Genomic DNA, 18826 nt, shown 5'->3' on the forward strand with positions numbered 1-18826 from the left:
CCTCAGCGCGCCCGTACCTTCAGCGCGGGCCCCGGCCCGCCGCGGGCGCTCAGCCGGCCTGGAAGTTCTGGGGGCCGCTGGCCGTCGTCGGCCAGTAGTACGTTCGCCGGCTTGAGGTCGCGGTGCACCAGACCGGCCCGCCGCACCTCGGCGAGCGCGGCAGCAAGCCCGGCCGTCAGCCGCGGGGCCGGCTCCTCCGGCAGCACCCCGCCGTCCTCGACGGCCTGGTTCGCGCGCGCGGGGAGCGGCCGCTACGGCTTCGACGCGTTCACCCAGGGGGACAGAGCCTTGCGGAACGCGGGAAGGGACGGGTCCAGCCACTCCGTCTTCGACTTGGGCTCGCTCTGGAAGAACATCTGCTGGGCCGAGCACGTGTACCGGTCGTCGCCCACGACCTTCGTGGTGCCGATCCGGCGGCCGGTCCTCACCTCGTACACCGTGACGTCGTACCGGCCCTGCCTGAAGTACCGGACGTAGTCGTTGCTGTAGTTGCAGGTCGTCACCAGCTTGCCCTTGCCCTCGTTGACGACGCACGCGACGAGCTGCGCCTTCGCCGGATCGGGGTGGTACGTGTCGTACGCCGGGGCGGTCGGTGTCTCGCCGGGCGACGGGAGCGGGGTCTGGTTGGCGGACAGAGGGGTCGGGTTGCTGGTGGCGAGCAGGACAGGATGCGGCCCCTTGCCCCGGTACGCGGGCTGTCCCGTGAGCAGGGTGGCGGGGCCGTGCTGATAGCAGTACGCCTGGAGGTCGGAGGCGTCCGTCGCGACGGGGTGCGCGGCGGCCGTGGCGGAGGGCGTGGTCGTCGCCGACGTCACGGACGTCGAGGACGGATCCGGCTTCGCACCGTCACCGCTGCTGCACGCCGACGCCAGGAGTGCGAGGCCCACGACCACGAACGAAGCTGCGCAACGAGCCCTTGTCACCGGGTGCCGCTCCTAGTGTTCCGGTACGCCGACGCGCCCACCGCGCCCGCTGACTCACCATCTTCCCGGGCCAACGGCGTGTCGATCAACGGCACTTGTGGCCGGCGGTTCCGGTGGAAATGCCGGTGCGGCCGACCCGCGGTCAGCGATCCGCCGCCGGCGCGCCGCTGTCCGTGCCGCCGCCATGCCGCGCCAGTGCGCGCCGTACATCCACCCGGGGCCACGTTGGTCGCGCCCATCAGCGCGGCCCCGCCCACGTTCGCCCAGCGCACCGCGCCATCCCCCCAGGCCCTGGCGTTGATCGTGCCGTCCGCGTACGCGGCTACCCGGCCCGCCTGCGGGCGCGCCGTCGGTCCCCCAGCGTGCCGCTGATCGAGGTCACGACGAACAGCATCGCTCCGCCCGACACCACCGTCCGGTCGGGCGCGTGGCGGAGGACCACCACCGGCCCGAGTACGGCCGCCGCCCAACCCACCAGTCCGATACCGGCGTTCTTCAGCATCATGCGCCGCACATCCACCCCCTGAGCCAGCGGTGCCGGACTACGCGGCACCCGCGCACGGCCACGATCACCTGCTGCCGCAGGTTGCCGTCCCAACTCGCCCGCCGCCCGCAGGAGAACGGACACCAGACCCCAAGGATGCTCCCAACGCGGCCGCGCCGCACGGCTGTCGGGCGGACCGAGCGATGCCGATCGGGCGGATCGCCCGCTCGCTCAACGCGTCCCCGGGCTCACCGGAACGGTGGGAGACCGGTTTTCAGCCGGACCCTGCGGGCCGGGCGCCGGGGGACGGCCCGCGCCCGATGTCCCGTGGAAGCTCCAGCCCGAGCACCTGGTCCGCGTGCACGAACGTCTCGAACTTGGCGCCGTCCGGCACATCGGTCTCGGTCTCCAGACGCGAAAGTGCCGCCAGCACGGCAGCGGTGTCCAGGTCCTCGCGACATGCGTCGTGAACGCGACGGACGGTCTCCGCGTGCATCGGACGTGAGGCGGCATCCGCCCAGGCCGCGACGCGCTCCCGCCAGCGGCCGAGCAGCGCCTCGGCGCGGGAGAGCGTGTCGGGGGTGAGGTGCGCGGTGCCGGAGTGCGGGTCTTGAAGCAGGGCCAGGCGGAGGGCCAGCGGATCACGGCCGCCGTTGTTCGGACCGCCGTTGTTCGGGCCGCCGTTGTCCGGGCGGCCGTCGTCCGGGCGGTCGGGAGCCCGACGCTCGGGGGCATGACGGCTGTCGGTCTGGCGGCCGGCGAAGGCGGGTGCGGACACGGGACCGGCGGCGACGTACAACCCGCCGTTGCCCATCGCCGGGACGCCGGCCCGCGCGGCGCCCACATGGACGTGGACGGGGCCGCCGAACGCGTCGCCGAGGTCGTCGGGGTCCGCGTGGACGTCGGGCGGACGGATGCCGAGGCGGCGGGCGGCGTCCGCCTGCTCCTTCACGTCGCTCTCGGGCAGGTCGGCGTCGGCGTACCCGACCATCGCCTGGAGACCGTCCACGTGCTCGGCGACGCGGAACAGCACGTCGGTCACCAGCAGCGCGCGGAGGTTGCCCAGACTCGACGGACCGGCGCCGCGGGCGGTGTGGGCGCACACCCGCAGCAGCCCGCCCCGGGCACGACGGATCTCGCCGGGCAGCCCGCTCCTGGCATCGACGATGCGCACAGCCGGTCTCCTCTCACTGGTTCGGGTGGCGGGCGCGGCCGCGGCCGGCCGTGCGCGGTTGCCACGGTCGGCCGCGGTGCGGACCTGCGCCCTTCCGTCAGGCGGGTGTCCTGCCGGGCGCGGTCAGCCGACCAGCGAGTCGGCGCACGTGGGGCAGTGGATCTGCCGGGCGGAGCGGGACATGGGGGACTGCCCCAGCCCGTTCGGGCGCTGCACGGACCGGGGTGAGGCCGTCGCGTGCTCGGCGCACATGGCGGCGCCGCAGCCGCTGCAGACCGCCACCGCCGGTGTGGCGAGGTCGCTGGTAGCGCAGTCGAAACAGTTCATGGTGAAGCTCCGTTCTGGGAAGGGGGCGCTCAAGAGGGTGTCGCCCCTGGTCATGGGTCCCGGCGGCGCTGCGGCATTGCGGCACCGCCGCTCGGCGGAAGCGTGGGTTCGATCGGGAAGAGTCCTGGGCACCTCCGGAGGGCATACGTCGCTGACACGTGGTCAGGAGCCATCAGCCCGGAGGGGCGGTTCGGGGCGGCGCTACGCCGTCCCTGGCGGGGTCCATCGCCAGAACGTGAGTGAACTCCCAGGCCAGCACGCGGTCAAGGCGCCGCACAGCCCCTCACCCCCCCAATACGCCTGGTGGCCCATTCCCCACGGCCCCGATCGGCCCCGGAGGCGGGGGTGGGAGGATCGGGCCGGTTGCCGTGAGGAGTGCGGGGGAGGGCGAGGAAACTGCGAGAGGTCAGGGCGTGGGTCGGTCGTGATCATCCCCTGACCTGCTGCCCGCAGGTCAGAGAGTTGGGCTGAATGGGCCTGGGGCGGCTTCGCTGGGCCTCGGGGAGTGGTTCGGCTCCCATATGGCTACCAGAAATCAGCGGCCTGACCTGTTCCATCACCCTGGACGCGGGTGCGGGGCCGAGGAGTCGGCGTCAGAGCTTCACGAGCGCGACGCGGTCGCCGCAGAGTCTCCGCATGTCGTCCTCGTCGGACGTGAAGATCGTGACCCGGCTGGGCTGCCGCAGGGCCAGGGCAGCCAGCGCGGCGTCGATCGCGTATTTGTGGCCGTGCAGCCCGGCGTCCTGGAGGAGGTCGATGGCGGCATTCGCGATCTGCTCGGTCACCGGCTCCACACGCAGCCGCGACAGCGCCCAGCGCCAGGCCGGCCGGTGAAGCTTGGCGTGGTATGCCTCGATGAGGGTCATCGAGGTCGTGACCACGGGGATGTCCGAGCGGTCGGCGTCCTTGATGCGCGCACCCATCCGCCGATCGCCGCGTACCCACTGGGACAGACCCTCGCTGTCGAGCAGGTAGACCTGCCCGTCGGTCACGCGGCAGCTCCGGGCGGATTGGCCGCCTTGCGCGCCCGCTCCTCGCGTACGGCGTGGGACCGCTCGATCTCCCTGCGTTCGGCCTCCGCCTCGGCCAGCTCCTCCGCCGTGACGGCCCCGTACTCGCCCTCCCACCAGTCCACGGCCTCATGGAGCCGCTCCCGCTCGCGCTGGCGCTCCACGGCCTGCGTGACGTACCGGCTGAAGCCCCCGGGCCCGACCTCGGAACGGATCTCCTCGGCCAGCTCCTCAGGCAGCGTCACGGTGTACTTCTTGGTTGCCATACCATCGACCATACCGCTCGCAGGGTCAGGTCTGCCAGTGCGAGCAGACGCGCCCCGTATCCGGCTGGCCGATCCCAGCCCCGGGGAGGCGAGGCGTGCTCGTGCAGCAGGTGGGCCCGGTCGAGTCCGTCATTTCCGACTCGGCTGTCAGCGCGTGCCCCTACCGTGGTGTGCGGCGTGGGGATGCCGCGATTCCGGGCGGAGGAGGGAAGGGAACGTGCGCAGGGTTCCACCAGAGATGTTCCGGTTCGCCACGGGGGAACGAGCTGACCTGTACGGGGCGATCCTGAGTGCCTTCGGCGCGGCCAATGAGCGCTTGGAGACCGCCCTCGTACTGGACGACATCCGGGGACGGCTGCGCACTGCGGGCTGGCTGGATGCGATATCCGACGAAGATCTCCACGGCGCGCTGAAGGCACTCCGGGAGTGGGGGCTGCTGGATGTCGTCCAGAACCATGCGGAGAACTACCGCACGGCGGAGGAGTACGAACGGCGGAACCTCCAGTACTCGCTGACCCGGCGCGGAGAGGCAGCCCTGGCCGGGGTCCAGCACGCGTTGGAGGTGCTCACGGCGACGGGGGCGCTGCAGACCGCTGTCCTGGAGGCGATCACCGATCGGCTGGACGAGCTGTACATCCTGCTCAAAGATTCGACGTCGCCGGATCGCCGGATCTTCAGCACCCTGCAGGAGTTGGAGGGCCACCTGGAGGCCCTGCTGGACAACACGAAGGCGTTCAACGGCGAGTTGCAGCGACTGTTGCGCGCCGAGGGAGCAGATCTCAACGTCTTCCGCGAGGTGAAGGCCGCCACTGTGGCGTACCTCCAGGAGTTCCTGGTCAACCTGGAGCAGCGCAGCCACGGTGTCGCCTCGGCCATCGCCCGCGTGGAAGAGCGCGGAGTCGCTGTCCTGCATGAGCGGGCCCTGCGCGGGGCTGAGCTTCCGCCGGTCGCAGGTGATGATGCCGGCCCGATGTGGCTGGAGCGCCGCAGGGCGCGCTGGGCGGGGCTGCGGGCCTGGTTCCTGCCCGAGGACGGAGCGCGGCCACGCGTGGACCGCCTCCACGATGTCGCTCGCCGCGCCATCGTCTCGCTGCTCCAGGTCCTCGACCGGATCACCGAGTCGCGACGGCGCTCCTCCAGCGCCGCGCAGGACTTCAGGGAACTGGCGCGCTGGTTCGCAGACGCCCCGGGGGACGAGGATCTGCACAGGCTGTGGACGCTGGCCTTCGGGTTGGGGTCGGCACGCCATGCGCACCTGGCGCACCCAGACCCGGAGTTGGTCCCCTCCTCCCGGACGTGGGCGGACGCGCCTCCCGTCGAGGTCTCGGCGCTGCTGCGGACGAGCGGGCGCACGGAGCGCTTCACCCGAACGGGCAAGGTGCGTGACGTCGCGTCGGTCAAGGCCGGGCGGGCCCGCAAGGCACGACAGGAGAGAGCCGAACTCCAGCGTGCGTGGAGCACGTTGAGGACCGAAGGTCCGGTGCGGCTCTCCGACTTCGGCGAGCTGGACGACGCCGCATTCGCGCGACTGCTCGACCTGCTCGGCCGGGCGCTGTCCGCCCGCCCTGACGCCTCGGGAACCCGGCGGGCCGGCACGTCCGACGGCCAGGTGGAGATCAGCCTGATCGAGGTCGACGACGGCCGGACCGCCCGGCTCAGAACGTCCAAAGGCGTTCTGACCGGACCGGACCACGTGGTGAGTATCACCGCCGCCGGTGCCGCCGAGGCCCAGTACGGGCGGACCGGACTTCGGGAGGCCGCGGGATGAGCACTCTCGCCAACCAACTGGTGGTCGCGGAAAGGGAAGAGGTCAGCCGGGGGATCCGGCTACTGCTGGCACAGCCGCTGATCACGGAACGTGCCGACCCCGCGGGCTTCGACGTCGTCCGGCGGCGCAAGGAGCCCCTGGCGAAGTGGTTCGACTATACCTGCGGCTGGAGCCTCGTGGTGGAACCCCGGCGCGGGTACGCCCGGCTGGCCAAGATCCGCTCCACGGCTGACGGATCCCGCCCCGCCCGGCGCCTGCGCTCTGGCCGTGCCCCGTTCGACCGCAGGCGGTACGTGCTCCTGTGCGTCACGGCAGCCGAGTTGCTGGCGGTGCCGGTGACGACCATCGGCCTTCTCGCCGACCGCGTCGTCCAGGCCACCGCCGCCGATCCGGCGCTGCCGTCGCTCGACACGGCCGGCCGCGCGGAGCGGATGGCATTCGCGGACGTACTGAAGCTGCTGGAGTCCTACGGTGTGTTGACCGCGCTGGACGGCGCGACCGAGTCCTTCGTGGAGTCGGCTGACGCGAAGGTGCTCTACCGGGTCGACGCGACGCTGCTCATGCGGTTGCCGACCGCACCCATCGGGGCGTCCCGACTCTCGGTTCCGTCCGGCGAAGTGCCCTTTCGCTACGAGGAGTTGCTGGCGGGGCTGGTACGGGAACGCCGTTACGGCGGAGGAACGATCGCCGACGACCTGAGCGAGTCAGCGGCCGTCTCCGAGACACAGCGCAATCTGTGGCTGCGCCACTCCGTCCTGCGCCGCCTTTTCGACGACCCCGTTCTCTACCGCGACGATCTCACGGACGATGAACTGGCGTACGTCGCCTCCCCGACCGGACGCCAGATCCTGCGCAGATCGGTCGAGCAGGCGGGCTTCGTCCTGGAGGAGCGGGTGGAGGGGTTCCTCCTGGCGGACCCGGACTCCCTCGCGACCGACGCCAAGTTCCCGGACGACTCGTCCACCGCCAAGGTCGCCGCGCTGCTCCTGCTGGAGCAGATCCAGGATGTGCCGGGCGGGGCGACACCGGAACAGCTCGTCGAGATCGGCGCCGGGCTGCTGCGAAGGTTTCCCCGCTGGGCCAAGGCGTACCAGTCGGTGGACGGGGCCGAGAGACTTGCCGACGACGCGGTGTCGGTCCTGCGCGATTTCGGCCTCGCCAACCACGTCGGCGACCGCACGGTGCTGCGGCCGGCCGCCTTCCGCTATCGCCTCACCGGTACCGCCACGAAAGCCCAGGACCGTAGTGGTGACACTGCCGAACCTGCGGCCGGCTCCCTCGCCGCCGAGGAGGTTGCCCCGTGAGTGTCACGGACCTGCCCACGAGAAGCACGGCAATCCCGGCGCAGCGGGACGTACCCTCAGCACGACATCGCTGGCAGCCGTACCGCGCCGGCATCGTCAACATCTGGCGCTACTACGACGAGACCTTCACCTTCCACCAGGGGCGTCTCCTGCTGCGCGGCCAGAACGGCACCGGCAAGTCGAAGGCCCTGGAGTTGCTGCTGCCCTTCCTCTTCGATGCCAACCTGCGGCCCAATCGCCTCTCCACCTTCGGCGGGTCGGAGCGGACCATGCACTGGAACCTCATGGGAGAGGGGGCGACCGGCAAGACACGCGTCGGCTACGTGTGGATGGAGTTCGGCCACGCGTCCGACGACGGCGTCATCCGATGGTTCACATGCGGGGCGCGTCTGCAGGCGAGCACTCATACCCCGGGCGCGCACGCCGACTACTTCACCACCGACCGGAGGATCGCCCGCCCCGACGGCGTTCTCCTGGTCAACGAAGCAGGCCAGCCACTGACCAAGGCGGCACTCGCAGCCGCGCTGGACGGCAATGGCGAGATCCATCCCTCAGCCGACTCCTACCGGACGGCGGTCCGCCGCACGCTCTTCGCCGGTATGAGCGAGCAGCGGTACGAGGCCCTGATCACCGCCCTGCTTCAACTGCGGCAGCCCAAACTCTCCGAGCGGCTCGATCCGTCCCTGCTGTCCACGCTTCTGTCGCGGGCACTGCCGCCGCTGGGCGAGGGAGAGATCTCCGAACTCGCCGAGGGTTTCGAACGACTGGACCGCCAGCGCGACCACCTCAAGGACCTGGACAACGAGGTCGAGGCCGCCGGCAGCATCGCCACCCAGCAACGCGGCTACGCCCAACGGGTGTTGCGTGCGCACGCCGCCACGCTGATCTCCGCGACCACTGAGATGGACAACCTCACCCGCGTTGCCCGGGAGAGCGATGAGCAGCACGAACGGGCCGTGCAGGCGCAGCAGGCCAGCGCCGATCAGAGGGATGAGTGCGAGCGGCGGACCCGAGGGTTGGAAGCGGCCGTCGAGGGCCTGATGAACCACGACGCGTACCGGCAGGGCCAGGAGTTGGACAACCTCCACCGTCGTACCAGACGCGCAGTGGACCACGCTCGGGGCCAGCGAGCCACGGCCGACGACAAGCTGCGACTGGCCGAAGAGGACCGGCAGCGCGCCGACATCGCCGCCGACAGCGCACGAACGGCCACCGCCCACGCGCAGGACGCTTCCCAGGACGCCGGGAGAGCGGGTCGTGACGCCGGCCTGGAGTCGGTCCACCGCGAGGCGGAGGCGATGCTTGACGCCCCGCTCACCACCACGGACTCCTCACGCCTCGCGGGTGAAGCAGGCGCGGCGGCCCATGAGCGAATGCGGCCGCCCCGCCAGCTGCTACGGGGCGCGGTCAAGGCCCGGCAGGGACAGATCGCGGAAGTCGTCGCCGCCGCCGAGCGACACGAGCAGACCGTGCGTGAGCGAGCCACCGCGGAGGGGGCACTGGACCAGGCCCGGACCGGACTGGCGGAGGCGGTGACACGGCGCGACGAGGCAGCCGACGTCTACGAGGAAGGTCTCGTCCGGCAGGCGGAGCTGCTGACGGAGTGGGCCGCCGAATGCGTCGAACTGCGCTTCGATGACGTCGAGGAGCTGGCTTGCCGTGCGGCGGTCGAGGCCGATGTGATGGCGGTCGTGGAGTCCTGCGTCCGCACTGTGGACCAGGACATCACCGAGGCCCGGACACGGGCTGAGGCGGCTCGCGGAATCGCACTGGCCGAGCGTGCCGAGCTCGGGACCGCCATCGACACTCTGCACCGGGAAGCCGACCTGCCTCCCGCGGCTCCGCCGACCCGAACCGCTGATCGTTCCACGATGATCGGAGCGCCGTTGTGGCGGCTCCTGGCTTTCCACGACGCCGTTCCGGGCAGCGTTCAATCGGGCGTGGAGGCGGCTTTGGAGGCATCCGGCCTGCTGGACGCCTGGGTGAGCCCCTACGGGGACGTTGCGCTACCCGGCCACGACACCCAGGCCGACCCAGCGTGGGCGGTGCCGGCTCCAGGAGCGTCGCTGCTGGACGTGCTGCGTCCCGAACCCGATGTCGCGGTACCTGCCGACACCGTGCACCGGCTTCTGGCCGGCATCGCCTTCGGCTCGCATCTTCCTACCGAGCACATGGCGGCGGTCGGCGCCGACGGAAGCTGGCGGCTGGCCTCCGCCACCGGCACATGGAGCAAACCGGAGCCGGCCCACATCGGCTCTGTCGCCCGGGAAAGGGCCAGGAACCGCCGTATCGCCGAACTCACCGTGCAGCTCTCCGAAGTGAACGGCACCATCGCGGCGCTCGACGCGCAGCTGCGTGAACTGCGTGATCGGCGCTCCCGGTTGGACGCCGACCTCGCCGTCCGCCCCCGATACAGCGACCTGGACACCAAGCGACGAGTCTGGGACCGGGCAGAGGAAGGCGTCGGGGTCCGGGACGACGCCGTACGGGGTGCGGTCGGCGTCCTGGCCGACCGCGAGGCGGAGGTCGCGAAGTCCCTGCGCACCCTCAGCCGGCTGGTCGCCGAGCACCTGCTCCCCACCGGCCAGGATCACCTGAGGAAGCTGTCATCCGCAGTGGACGTCTTCCGGGACACGGCCGACGCCTGGATGGACGCTCACCTGCACGCGACGACGGCTGCGGAGCGGGCAGCCTCGGAAAGCGGCCGGGCAGCCCGCTCACTCGAGACGTCCCGGGAGCACGCAGCCGACGCCGAGGCCGCCGAGACGGAGGCCCAGGAGCTCGCCGCGACCTTGGAGGCAGTGGAGAGCACCGTCGGGCAGGATTTCCGCGCCATCGCCGCCCGTATCGGCGAACATCGCCAAGAGCTCAACCGCACCCGCGAGGAGATCAAGGCGAAGGACACCGAACTCCTCCGCCTGGCGCAGCTCATCGGGGGACTGAAGGAGAAGACAGCGCAGGACGCCGGCGAGCGCGACAAGGCCGTGGGTACCAGGGACGAGGCAGCGCGGCGATTCCGGCACCTGTCTGCCCTCGGCCTCGCAGAGGACGCGGGGCTGGCCGTCAACCTGGCAGCGCAGGACGGCACTCGCGCCACCCTGGAGGCGGCACGGTCGGTGGCGGCGAAGTGGCCGGATCTCCCGCACGGGCCCCGCAATCTCGGCGATGCCTTGAACCGGCTCTCCGAAGCGATCCACAAAGCCCGGGACTCCGTCGGACGCCGCGCCGACCTCGACCTGGAGTCCGACGAGGACGTGCAGCTCTTCACCGCCTCCATGGACGGTGTCCGGATCGGTGCGGCAGGGCTGCTCAAGACCCTCACGCAGGAACGCGACAGCAGCCGGGACGACATCACGGTCGCTGAACGGCGCCTCTTCGACCAGACCCTCACCGGAGACACCCGACGCCACCTGGCCGCCCGCATTCGCGGGGCCAACGACCTCGTCGACCGCATGAACGGTCACCTCGAGCACGTCCGCACCGCCTCCAAGGTCGCGGTGCAACTGGTGTGGCAGGTCCACCCTGACCTCCCGGCAGGCACCCGGACCGCCCGCGAACTCCTCCTCAAGGATCCCGCGAGGATCACGGACGCCGACCGGGAGGCGTTGCACGCCTTCTTCCGTGCCCGCATCGAAGAGGCCAAGGCCAAGGACGCAGCAGCCAGTTGGGAGGAGCAGCTCGCCGAAGTCCTCGACTACACCGCCTGGCACCAGTTCGTGGTCAAGCTCGACCGCGCGAACGGTTCAGGCTGGCAGCTCCTCACCAAAAAGCTGCACGGAGCGCTCTCGGGCGGCGAGAAGGCGATCGCCCTGCACCTTCCGCTCTTCGCCGCGGTGGCGTCCCACTACGAGGCCGTACCGGACGCACCCCGCCCCATCCTGCTGGACGAGGTCTTCGTCGGCGTCGACACCACCAACCGCGGTCAGGTGTTCGCCCTGCTCAGTGCGCTCGACCTCGACCTGATCCTCACCTCGGACCACGAGTGGTGCACGTACCGGGAGCTCTCCGGTATCGCAGTCCACCAGCTGATCACCGGTGCCGACGATGGCGATGACGCAGTCACGAGCGTGCGCTTCGTATGGAACGGCACCGGGATGGAAGCGGAAGAGCCGGACGGGCCGGGTGCGCTGGAGGAAGCGGGTGCATTCCCGGGATGACCGACCTTGCCGGCTTGGAATGCCCCGCCCTGCGGCCGCTGTGGCAGGCCGTGCACGAGCGCCTGTCCTCCGGTCGTCCCGTCAGCCGCGTGCGTATCGGCCCGTTGGACGACGAGCAGCGCGGCGCTCTCGCCGATCTGCTCGGGCTGGACCGCCTGCCGGACGTGAGGCCTTCCGTCGCGCTCGCACGGCTGGAGGAGGCGGTTGCCGACGCCGGCGGCCGTACGCTCCGAGACGTCGTCGCGGGCATCGTGGGCCCCCTCGACGACCGTGCCGCCGCGCGACAGCGCCGTAAGGACGAGCGGGACGAACTGTGGGCATGGTTGGAGGGGCACGAGACGGTACGGTCGCAACCTGCCCTCGGTGAATGGGTCGCCCAGTGCCGCAACGGCGGGCTCATCGACGGCTCGGTGCCGCACACCCGGGATCTCCTGTCGTCCGCGTTGACCGTACTGGCGGCCCTCCCGGCTGAGGCGGAACCCCTCCCCGTCTTCGCCGCGCGAATGGTGGGCGGGGACTCGCACGCGCTGGACGACGGGACGCGCCTGTCCTCGCTCGTCCTGCGGGCGCTGTCCGCCATGCACGGGGCTGACATGCCGGGCAACGCGCAGCAGCGGCGGGGGATGTGGGCCCGAGCCGGTGTCGCCGACGATGAGCTGTCCGGCACCGTTCTCGCCGCCGGCCTCGGCCTCGTCGGCGACGGGCTGCTGAGCCGGGTCACCAGCACATGCGCCCAGGCCGGCCACGCAGCCTCGCTCACCCTCGCCCAACTCCGGGACCCGGGTGACCTCCGACTCTGCGAGGGACCGGTACACATCACGGAGAACCCCAGCGTGATGGCCCTCGCCCTGCGCCGCTTCGGCACCGCCTGCCCACCCCTCGTCTGTACGTCGGGCTGGCCCAACAGCGCGGCCGTCCACCTCCTGCGTCTCCTCGCCGACCACGGGGCCGCACTGCGCTACCACGGCGATTTCGACGGCGAAGGCATACGCATCGCGGCCTACGTCCTGGACAAGACGCCCGCCGCCCCCTGGCGAATGACGGCTGACGACTACCGGGACGCCCTCACCCGAACCGCCCACGGCCCCGCAGCCGGACGCCTGACCACCGCCCCCTGGGACCCAGCCCTCACCGAGGCGATGGCGGAGCACGGCACGGCCGTGCTCGAGGAGACGGTCGCCGACCTTCTCCTCGACGACCTGGCAGCGGCCGGCGCCCCGAGCCACCGGACGGGAGGAACACGCCTCTGACGCCTCGGGTGCACGGCGGGGCGAAGCCGATTGGATCGGCCTGGATGCGGGCGGCGTCTTCGGGTCCGAGACCCCGACAACTCGGGACGCCCAAGGCACCGGCGACCCCACGGACTCTTCGTCCCGAAGCAATCCGGGGTTCCCGCGCGCCGGGCTGGCGCATGCGCTGAGCTGCGCGAATGGCCCGTCAGTGTCTCCATGGGCGCACGGGGAAGTCTGTGCCCATTGTCAGTCAGTCAGTCACTCAGCCGGAGCGCTGATCGGAAGGCGCCTGCGGCGCCTGCGACCCTCCAAGGTCGGCTTCGCCGAGTGCGTGTCATCACGTCAATGACAAGCTGGGTGAGGGAGATCCGGTGCGATGTGGGGGCGCGGACGCCTGGGACTGTCTGTCGGGGACCGCCGAACGGACGGTGCGGATCAGAGCGAGGGGGACGAAGAAAAGTGGGATCGCCGTCAGAGGATGCCACGGTCATACGGTACGGGAAGCGCCGCTTCCTGGGGTTTCTGATCGTGGTGCCCCTGGTAGGGCTGACCGGCACGGCGTCGGTGGCCATGGGGATGGGTGCTGCGGACGACCCCGTACTGTGGGTTTTCTCCACCGTCTTCGGGCTTCTCTGTGTTGGCATTCTGGTGAACCTCGTGCTGCGCTGGCGTCGGCGTAACGTGGTGCTGGCCTTCGACGCCACCGGATTCTGGTGGACGGACGGCGGGCGGTCCGCACTGGTGGAGTGGAATGCGCTGGCTGCGGTGGCCCTGTACTGCTATCCGCGCGGTAGCGTGATGGTCGTGGGGACTCTTGAACTTTGCCCACGCGGCGAGATCGACCCCGACGATCCGCTTCTCTGGCGCACAGTCCGGGACGTCGACCCTCCGCAGCCGGGCCTGGCGCGGCTGCGCTACCGCATCCCCATGGAGGGCGTCCCTCACCCCGACGAGGTGTGCGAGCGCTGGGTTCCACGTGACCTGTGGCTCGGCAGGATGACGCAGCGGCCGGGCTACGAAGGGTCCCCGGACTTCGAAGGGCACGATCAGCGGATGCGGGAGCGTCGTGAGGGCACCCGCTGAACCGTCAGCGGCGTGCGCGCATGTCCCCGGCCTCGGAGAGCTGATCGGAAGGCGTCTGCGGCGTCTGCGACCCTCCAGGGGCGGCTTCGCCGACGGGCTGCAACACTCCGGGGTGTTACAGCCGCTCTGACACCAACCGGACAGGCCGGACACGGCCGCCCGGTCGTCCGGCCATTCGACACCGGGTGGACCGCGGAAGTCACCCGGCTTGCGACCGATGGCACGCCCAACGCGTGCGGCTGCCTGTACGGAGCGGCATGGCGCACCGCCCGCGCCGCCGGCTACGAGCGCATCATCACCTACACCCAACACGGCGAGTCCGGAGCGAGCTTGCGCTCGGCCGGATGGCACTTGGCGCCGCCGTGCTGCGCCCGCGCACCGGCTGATCACCGCCACCACCGACCAGCTCGTGCGCGACGCACTCGCCGCCTCACCGCCCGCGCCCGCGAACGGCGAGGCCGGCGTGAGCCTCCCCGGAGGGTTGGTTGTGGCGGGTGCTGCCGGACCGGCTGCTGTTCCTCCACCCCGGCCGCACCCGCGGCGGACATCAGGGCGTGGAGTCGCCTCTCGCACGCGTGGTCAATCCCAGAATGGCGACCGCGAAGCTGGTCGCCACCCATGGGTGGCCGCTGAAGAATGCGAAGACTGCGACCGGGATCATGATCACTATTGAGATCCGGGCCAATATGCGACTTTTCTGCTTCTGCAGCATGCAGACTCGTGCCCATCCGTGCTCGCTCGCTGATCCGGCGACCAGATCACCAACTGCCCGACATTCACAAGACCCGCAGGACGGGCCCTAACCATCCGTGCTCGCCTCGCCGCGCTCAACTTGGCCGGACTGTATGGAGCCTGGGACACCTGGGGGGAGCGGCGGGGGCGAGCCGGACCTGCCTGCCGTCCGACGCCTGTCCCACCGATCGAAGCCTTCGAACATCAGCAGACCGAAGACGAAGGCGCCGGCTCCGCCGATCACCAGTCCTCTCGGGTGGATCCCGCTCTGCCAAGCGTTCCCGGCGTCGATCCATGCGGCCATGAGCAGAGCCCTGACCACATTGGCTAGACGCAACCTGCCACCTCCTGAAATCCGCTGCTACGTTTCCTGGCGCCATGCCGTGGCGGAGGGACTGATGGTGCGGGGCCTCGGCCCACCACACCAGCCAAGGTCCAGGCTGCGCCAACAAACCGATGGCCGCCCCCTTGGGCAGCCAACGACCCACGTCGCGCGGATACCGCACGATCCCCACCTCTTCCCCACCCCGCATACCGCCGCGGCGGCGGGACTCCCGACCAGGTCCGCCCGCCGGCAAGGCTCTGCCCGCCCGTCCGAACTGGTCCCTCTCCGCCTGGGCCACAGGTGTGCAGTGCGCCAGATTTCACCGCAGCTCTGCCTGCCTCGCAACCCGGTTCCCCCAGGCTCGTACGTCAGCTCGCACGCCGACGCGCGGATCCCTCCGGGGTGAAGACGAAGCCGTCCGTGAACAGGGCGCCACCGTTCCGGAAGGCCCAGAGGACGGGTTCGGCATGGACGGAAGCCAACGATTGCCCTGGAGTGCGGGCGAAGTCGTTCCAGAGGTGGAAGCAGAGCAGAGCGTCGTCGCGTTGGCCGGTCGCGTAGGCCAGCGTCTTGGGGTAGTGGGGGTTGTTCCCCCCGAAGAGGACCGAGGGCGGGCCGAACTCAGTGACGACGTCGCTGAGGAGACGGTCCTTGCGACACCAGGTCTCGCTGACGCGACGGATCTCGTCGTGCTCGGTCGAGGTGAGGGTCCGGTCACGTCGCAGCCATCCCTGACGGTGTGCGATCTCGGCGTAGACCGAGGCCACGGCGCCCTCGTGTGCGTCACCCCAGAGATCCTGGAAGGCTCCGCGCACGCCGGTGGGGAAGGATGCTCGGCGGGTTTGCAGGTCCTTCAGTTCCTGCTTCCACGCCTGCTCGGCCGCGTCCGCGAACGCCACCGCGTCGAAGTAGAGCCTGATCGCCACCTCGCCGCCGTACATTCCTGGGCGGCGCAGGGCGCCGTTCAAGTGCGTGACCAGGTAATCGAGCACATCTTGGACTGTGCGCTCGTCGCTGGGGTCGGTCGCATCGGTCATCGTCTGCCTTCGTGTTGATCCTCGGACGCGGGCAGTCATCGGAGGTGGCAGGTCAACGCACGCGGGAAGATCGCCGCGACCTCCGGTCGAATCGGAACTCCAGCCGGGCGGAGGGCCTGTCGTCCGACGTCGGAGTGCAGAAAGTCCAGAGCTACAAGCGGGCGGCCGTGGGGCGATCACTCTCCATCAGTCGGTGCACTTCGGCGACGGTGAACATGGTTGCGCTCCAGCGTGAGCCGTCCGTCAGGCGGACCTCGACGTCGACGTTGCACACCCCGTCCAAGTCCTCGCCCACGCTGGGCAGGAAGGACGCCACGAACCTGTCGGTGCGGACCCGGTACCAGGGCTCGTCCCACCAGCTTTCATACGTCCTCTGCTGCGCGTCGTTCGTCATCGGGTGAGTATCCCGAGTGGATCGCCGGGGGATCAACGGACTTCCCGCGGTGGCCCCGAGGCGTGTCCGGGATTTCGTGCTACCGTCCCGCGACGACCGCCCGACCAGGGCGAAGTCGTACGCGAATCCGCTTCCGCACGGCTGCGACGGCGAGGTACAACAGCACCCACCCGGGCCCCGTACGACGCTCACCCCGTGCCGCTGCTCGCCGAGCCGTGGCCCGGAATCCCCGCCCGCGGCAGGGGCGCCGCCAGCCGGGCCGAGGCGTGCTGGCTGCCGATCGCCCCGGGCCTGACGCCCCACGGCCTCCGGCACACCCATCGGACGATCATGGAAGAGGTCGGCACCCCGCCCAAGCTCATGGACGAACGCCTCGGTCACGAGGACGGCTCCGTCCAGGCCCGCTACTCCCACGTCACCCCGCGCATGCGTGCCCGGCTCATGGATGCGCTCACCGAGCAGTGGGAGGAAGCCCTCGAAGTGCGTCGGGAGATGAGCCCCGGCTCCCCGGTCGCGGCGCTCGACGCGCTCCTGAGATCGGGAGAAAGACCAGGCCAGAGGGTGGAAGAAGAGAGGCCCCGACCAAGACCTTCTCCCAATTTTTCTCCCAAGGCCCCCGGAAACGCCGTGAGGGGCGGTCCTCCGAATCGGAAGACCGCCCCTCACCTGCAGTTTCACCAGTCGGGGTGGCGGGATTTGAACCCACGGCCTCTTCGTCCCGAACGAAGCGCGCTACCAAGCTGCGCCACACCCCGGTGCAACGACGATTACTTTAGCGGACCCGCGGCCGGAGACGAAATCCGGTTTTGGGGAGGTGGGGGTGGGGGTGGCCGCCGGAGGCGGGAGGAGGGGCGCTCGGAGGGTTTGTGGGGGTTTGGGGCCAGGGAAAGGAGTGGCCGCGGCCGTGGTGGGGCCGCGGGGTCGGCTGGGCGTAGCCCGTCACGTGTGACGTCGAGTCGGGGTGGCGTCCAGACTGGGGCCCCGGAGTGATGTGGATCACGGCAATCTCGGCTGCGCCCCGGCGACGAGCCGCGGGCACCCCCGGAGAGCCCGGCGGCAGCCCTACGTGAGGGTGAGGAGTGTGGCCTCGGGCGGGCACGCGAAACGGATGGGGGTGTAGCGGTTCGCCCCGCAGCCCGCGGACACGTGGAGGTAGGACGTCCAGCCGGTGGCCGTGTGCCGGGACAGGCCCTTCACCCGGTCGGTGTCCAGGTCGCAGTTGGTGACCAGGGCGCCGTAGAAGGGGATGCAGACCTGGCCGCCGTGCGTGTGGCCGGCCAGGATCAGCGGGTAGCGGTCCGCGGTGAAGGCGTCCAGGACCCGCAGGTAGGGCGCGTGGACCAGGGCCAGGTTGAAGTCCGTGTCCGTCTCGGGGCCGCCGGCCACCTTCGCGTACCGGTCCCGCTTGATGTGCGGGTCGTCCAGGCCGGTGAGGCCCAGCACCTGGCCGTGGGGGAGTTTGACGCGGCCACGCGAGTTGCTCAGGCCCACCCAGCCGGCCGCCTCGAACGCGTCCCGCAGGTCGCCCCAGGGGTTGCGGATGACGCCGTGCGCGCTGTGGCTCTTGCCGTTGAGGCCGTGCTGGCCGCGGGCCTTCTCCACCAAGTACCGGCCGGGATTGCGGAACTTGGGGCCGTAGTAGTCGTTCGAGCCGAACACGTACGTGCCCGGGAACTGCATCAACGGGCCGAGTGCGTCGATGACTTCGGGTACGGCGGTGGGGTCGGAGAGGTTGTCGCCGGTGTTCACCACCAGGTCCGGGCGCAGCCCCGCCAGGGACTGCAGCCAGCGGCGCTTCTTGGTCTGGCCGGAGACCATGTGGATGTCGGAGACCTGCAGGATCCGGATCGGACGCATGCCCTCGGGCAGTACCGGGACCTCCACGCGCCGCAGCCGGAAGGACCGCGCTTCGAAGCCTGCCGCGTAGGCCAGGCCGGCTGCGCCGGCTGCCACCATTCCCAGGGGTACCCCGTATCGCGCACGCATGGGTCCATCGTGTCAGACAGCCCGTTATTGCGGAGCATCCGCCTGCCGGGGGTGCGAAAATCGGCTCATGACCACGACGCTCAAGCAGCGACTGCAGGACGACCTCACCACGGCGATCAAGAGCCGCGACGAGCTGCGCTCGGCCACCCTCCGGCTGACGCTCTCGGCGATCACCAAGGAGGAGGTGGCGGGCACCACGGCCCGGCAGCTCTCCGACGACGAGGTGCTCAAGGTGATCACCCGGGAGGCGAAGAAGCGGCGTGAGGCGGCCGAGGCGTTCGAGCAGGGCGGCCGGGCCGAGTCGGCCGAGCGCGAGCGGGCCGAGGGCGTGGTGCTCTCGGAGTACCTGCCCAAGCAGCTCACCGACGAGGAGCTGGTGGAGATCGTGCGGTCGGCCATCGCCGAGACCGGCGCCGAGGGGCCGAGGGCCATGGGCGCCGTGATGAAGGTGGTCAACCCGAAGGTCGCCGGCCTGGCGGAGGGCGGCCGGGTCGCCGCCGAGGTGAAGAAGCAGCTCGCGGGCTGAGCCCGGCCCGGCCGCCCTCGCCCGAGGGCGGAGCACGCCGCACCAAGCAGCGCTCTGCCGAACGAAGCAGCACCCTGCCGAACGAAGCAGCACCGCAC

The 18826-nt window shown here is 70.7% G+C and carries 16 protein-coding genes, 1 tRNA gene, 2 pseudogenes and 1 riboswitch; of the genes and pseudogenes, 8 read left to right on the top strand and 11 right to left on the bottom strand.

Annotated elements, in window-relative coordinates:
* Window positions 1-2: 2 nt before the first annotated feature.
* The 7 genes from ACH4TG_RS06685 to ACH4TG_RS06715 all read right to left on the bottom strand — a co-directional run bounded on the left by ACH4TG_RS06685 (window position 3) and on the right by ACH4TG_RS06715 (window position 4184).
* Window positions 3-206 (bottom strand): hypothetical protein, encoded by a 204-nt coding sequence (locus ACH4TG_RS06685; RefSeq protein ID WP_398241049.1) that lies wholly within the window; start codon window positions 204-206, stop codon window positions 3-5.
* A 45-nt stretch (window positions 207-251) separates the two neighbouring features.
* The gene (locus tag ACH4TG_RS06690) at window positions 252-887 is read right to left on the bottom strand and encodes a hypothetical protein (RefSeq protein ID WP_398241050.1); all 636 of its coding nucleotides are present in this window, start codon (window positions 885-887) and stop codon (window positions 252-254) included.
* Between the two features lie 358 nt (window positions 888-1245).
* Window positions 1246-1428: a hypothetical protein gene (locus ACH4TG_RS06695; RefSeq protein ID WP_398241051.1), complete on the bottom strand. Its 183-nt coding sequence runs from the start codon at window positions 1426-1428 to the stop codon at window positions 1246-1248.
* A 253-nt stretch (window positions 1429-1681) separates the two neighbouring features.
* Window positions 1682-2581 carry a hypothetical protein gene (locus ACH4TG_RS06700; RefSeq protein ID WP_398241052.1) on the bottom strand — a complete coding sequence of 300 codons (900 nt, stop codon included), beginning with the start codon at window positions 2579-2581 and terminating at the stop codon, window positions 1682-1684.
* Between the two features lie 123 nt (window positions 2582-2704).
* Window positions 2705-2908, bottom strand: a complete 204-nt coding sequence (locus tag ACH4TG_RS06705) for a DUF2180 family protein (protein ID WP_398241053.1) — start codon at window positions 2906-2908, stop codon at window positions 2705-2707.
* Window positions 2909-3064: 156 nt separating this feature from the next.
* Window positions 3065-3147: riboswitch (Fluoride riboswitch) on the bottom strand.
* A 354-nt stretch (window positions 3148-3501) separates the two neighbouring features.
* The gene (locus ACH4TG_RS06710) at window positions 3502-3900 is read right to left on the bottom strand and encodes a PIN domain-containing protein (RefSeq protein ID WP_398241054.1); all 399 of its coding nucleotides are present in this window, start codon (window positions 3898-3900) and stop codon (window positions 3502-3504) included.
* Window positions 3897-4184 carry a hypothetical protein gene (locus ACH4TG_RS06715; RefSeq protein WP_398241055.1) on the bottom strand — a complete coding sequence of 96 codons (288 nt, stop codon included), beginning with the start codon at window positions 4182-4184 and terminating at the stop codon, window positions 3897-3899. The genes ACH4TG_RS06710 and ACH4TG_RS06715 overlap by 4 nt, the downstream gene beginning before the upstream one ends.
* Before the next feature lie 238 nt (window positions 4185-4422).
* On the opposite strand from ACH4TG_RS06715, the gene ACH4TG_RS06720 reads away from it, so the two are divergent.
* The 6 genes from ACH4TG_RS06720 to ACH4TG_RS06745 all read left to right on the top strand — a co-directional run bounded on the left by ACH4TG_RS06720 (window position 4423) and on the right by ACH4TG_RS06745 (window position 14361).
* Window positions 4423-5952, top strand: coding sequence for a TIGR02677 family protein (locus ACH4TG_RS06720; RefSeq protein WP_398241202.1), 1530 nt, complete (start codon window positions 4423-4425; stop codon window positions 5950-5952).
* Window positions 5949-7256 carry a TIGR02678 family protein gene (locus tag ACH4TG_RS06725; RefSeq protein ID WP_398241056.1) on the top strand — a complete coding sequence of 436 codons (1308 nt, stop codon included), beginning with the start codon at window positions 5949-5951 and terminating at the stop codon, window positions 7254-7256. The genes ACH4TG_RS06720 and ACH4TG_RS06725 overlap by 4 nt, the downstream gene beginning before the upstream one ends.
* Window positions 7253-11413: a TIGR02680 family protein gene (locus ACH4TG_RS06730; protein WP_398241057.1), complete on the top strand. Its 4161-nt coding sequence runs from the start codon at window positions 7253-7255 to the stop codon at window positions 11411-11413. Before ACH4TG_RS06725 ends, ACH4TG_RS06730 begins: the two co-directional genes overlap by 4 nt.
* Complete coding sequence (locus tag ACH4TG_RS06735; RefSeq protein WP_398241058.1) at window positions 11410-12663, top strand: TIGR02679 family protein; 1254 nt, start codon at window positions 11410-11412, stop codon at window positions 12661-12663. Before ACH4TG_RS06730 ends, ACH4TG_RS06735 begins: the two co-directional genes overlap by 4 nt.
* 441 nt (window positions 12664-13104) lie before the next feature.
* Entirely contained in the window at window positions 13105-13728 is a 624-nt protein-coding gene (locus ACH4TG_RS06740) for a hypothetical protein (protein ID WP_398241059.1), read from the top strand.
* 12 nt (window positions 13729-13740) lie between these two features.
* Window positions 13741-14361, top strand: a complete 621-nt coding sequence (locus ACH4TG_RS06745; protein ID WP_398241060.1) for an XF1762 family protein — start codon at window positions 13741-13743, stop codon at window positions 14359-14361.
* 792 nt (window positions 14362-15153) lie between these two features.
* Here the strand turns inward: ACH4TG_RS06745 and ACH4TG_RS06750 are convergent.
* Both ACH4TG_RS06750 and ACH4TG_RS06755 read right to left on the bottom strand, forming a co-directional pair.
* Window positions 15154-15822 (bottom strand): hypothetical protein, encoded by a 669-nt coding sequence (locus tag ACH4TG_RS06750; RefSeq protein ID WP_398241061.1) that lies wholly within the window; start codon window positions 15820-15822, stop codon window positions 15154-15156.
* Window positions 15823-16003: 181 nt separating this feature from the next.
* A pseudogene (locus ACH4TG_RS06755) lies at window positions 16004-16216 on the bottom strand (hypothetical protein); the annotation flags it as partial.
* A 195-nt stretch (window positions 16217-16411) separates the two neighbouring features.
* Here ACH4TG_RS06755 and ACH4TG_RS06760 point away from each other — a divergent pair.
* Window positions 16412-16627: pseudogene (locus tag ACH4TG_RS06760) on the top strand (tyrosine-type recombinase/integrase); the annotation flags it as partial.
* A gap of 270 nt (window positions 16628-16897) precedes the next feature.
* Here ACH4TG_RS06760 and ACH4TG_RS06765 read toward each other — a convergent pair.
* Together ACH4TG_RS06765 and ACH4TG_RS06770 are read right to left on the bottom strand one after the other, a co-directional pair.
* Window positions 16898-16971, bottom strand: a tRNA-Pro gene (locus tag ACH4TG_RS06765).
* A 307-nt stretch (window positions 16972-17278) separates the two neighbouring features.
* Window positions 17279-18202, bottom strand: coding sequence for a metallophosphoesterase (locus ACH4TG_RS06770; RefSeq protein ID WP_398241062.1), 924 nt, complete (start codon window positions 18200-18202; stop codon window positions 17279-17281).
* Between the two features lie 67 nt (window positions 18203-18269).
* Here ACH4TG_RS06770 and ACH4TG_RS06775 point away from each other — a divergent pair, with 67 nt between their 5' ends.
* Window positions 18270-18728: a GatB/YqeY domain-containing protein gene (locus tag ACH4TG_RS06775; RefSeq protein ID WP_398241063.1), complete on the top strand. Its 459-nt coding sequence runs from the start codon at window positions 18270-18272 to the stop codon at window positions 18726-18728.
* Window positions 18729-18826 lie beyond the last annotated feature (98 nt).

Source organism: Streptomyces sp. NPDC020917, from assembly GCF_044333795.1.
Taxonomy (GTDB): domain Bacteria; phylum Actinomycetota; class Actinomycetes; order Streptomycetales; family Streptomycetaceae; genus Actinacidiphila.

Bases quoted from the DNA above. Each gene is read 5' to 3' on its own strand.
- ACH4TG_RS06695 (WP_398241051.1), bottom strand. From the start codon at position 1,428: ATGATGCTGAAGAACGCCGGTATCGGACTGGTGGGTTGGGCGGCGGCC.
- ACH4TG_RS06705 (WP_398241053.1), bottom strand. From the start codon at position 2,908: ATGAACTGTTTCGACTGCGCTACCAGCGACCTCGCCACACCGGCGGTG.
- ACH4TG_RS06715 (WP_398241055.1), bottom strand. From the start codon at position 4,184: ATGGCAACCAAGAAGTACACCGTGACGCTGCCTGAGGAGCTGGCCGAG.
- ACH4TG_RS06720 (WP_398241202.1), top strand. From the start codon at position 4,423: ATGTTCCGGTTCGCCACGGGGGAACGAGCTGACCTGTACGGGGCGATC.
- ACH4TG_RS06725 (WP_398241056.1), top strand. From the start codon at position 5,949: ATGAGCACTCTCGCCAACCAACTGGTGGTCGCGGAAAGGGAAGAGGTC.
- ACH4TG_RS06735 (WP_398241058.1), top strand. From the start codon at position 11,410: ATGACCGACCTTGCCGGCTTGGAATGCCCCGCCCTGCGGCCGCTGTGG.
- ACH4TG_RS06750 (WP_398241061.1), bottom strand. From the start codon at position 15,822: ATGACCGATGCGACCGACCCCAGCGACGAGCGCACAGTCCAAGATGTG.
- ACH4TG_RS06770 (WP_398241062.1), bottom strand. From the start codon at position 18,202: ATGCGTGCGCGATACGGGGTACCCCTGGGAATGGTGGCAGCCGGCGCA.
- ACH4TG_RS06775 (WP_398241063.1), top strand. From the start codon at position 18,270: ATGACCACGACGCTCAAGCAGCGACTGCAGGACGACCTCACCACGGCG.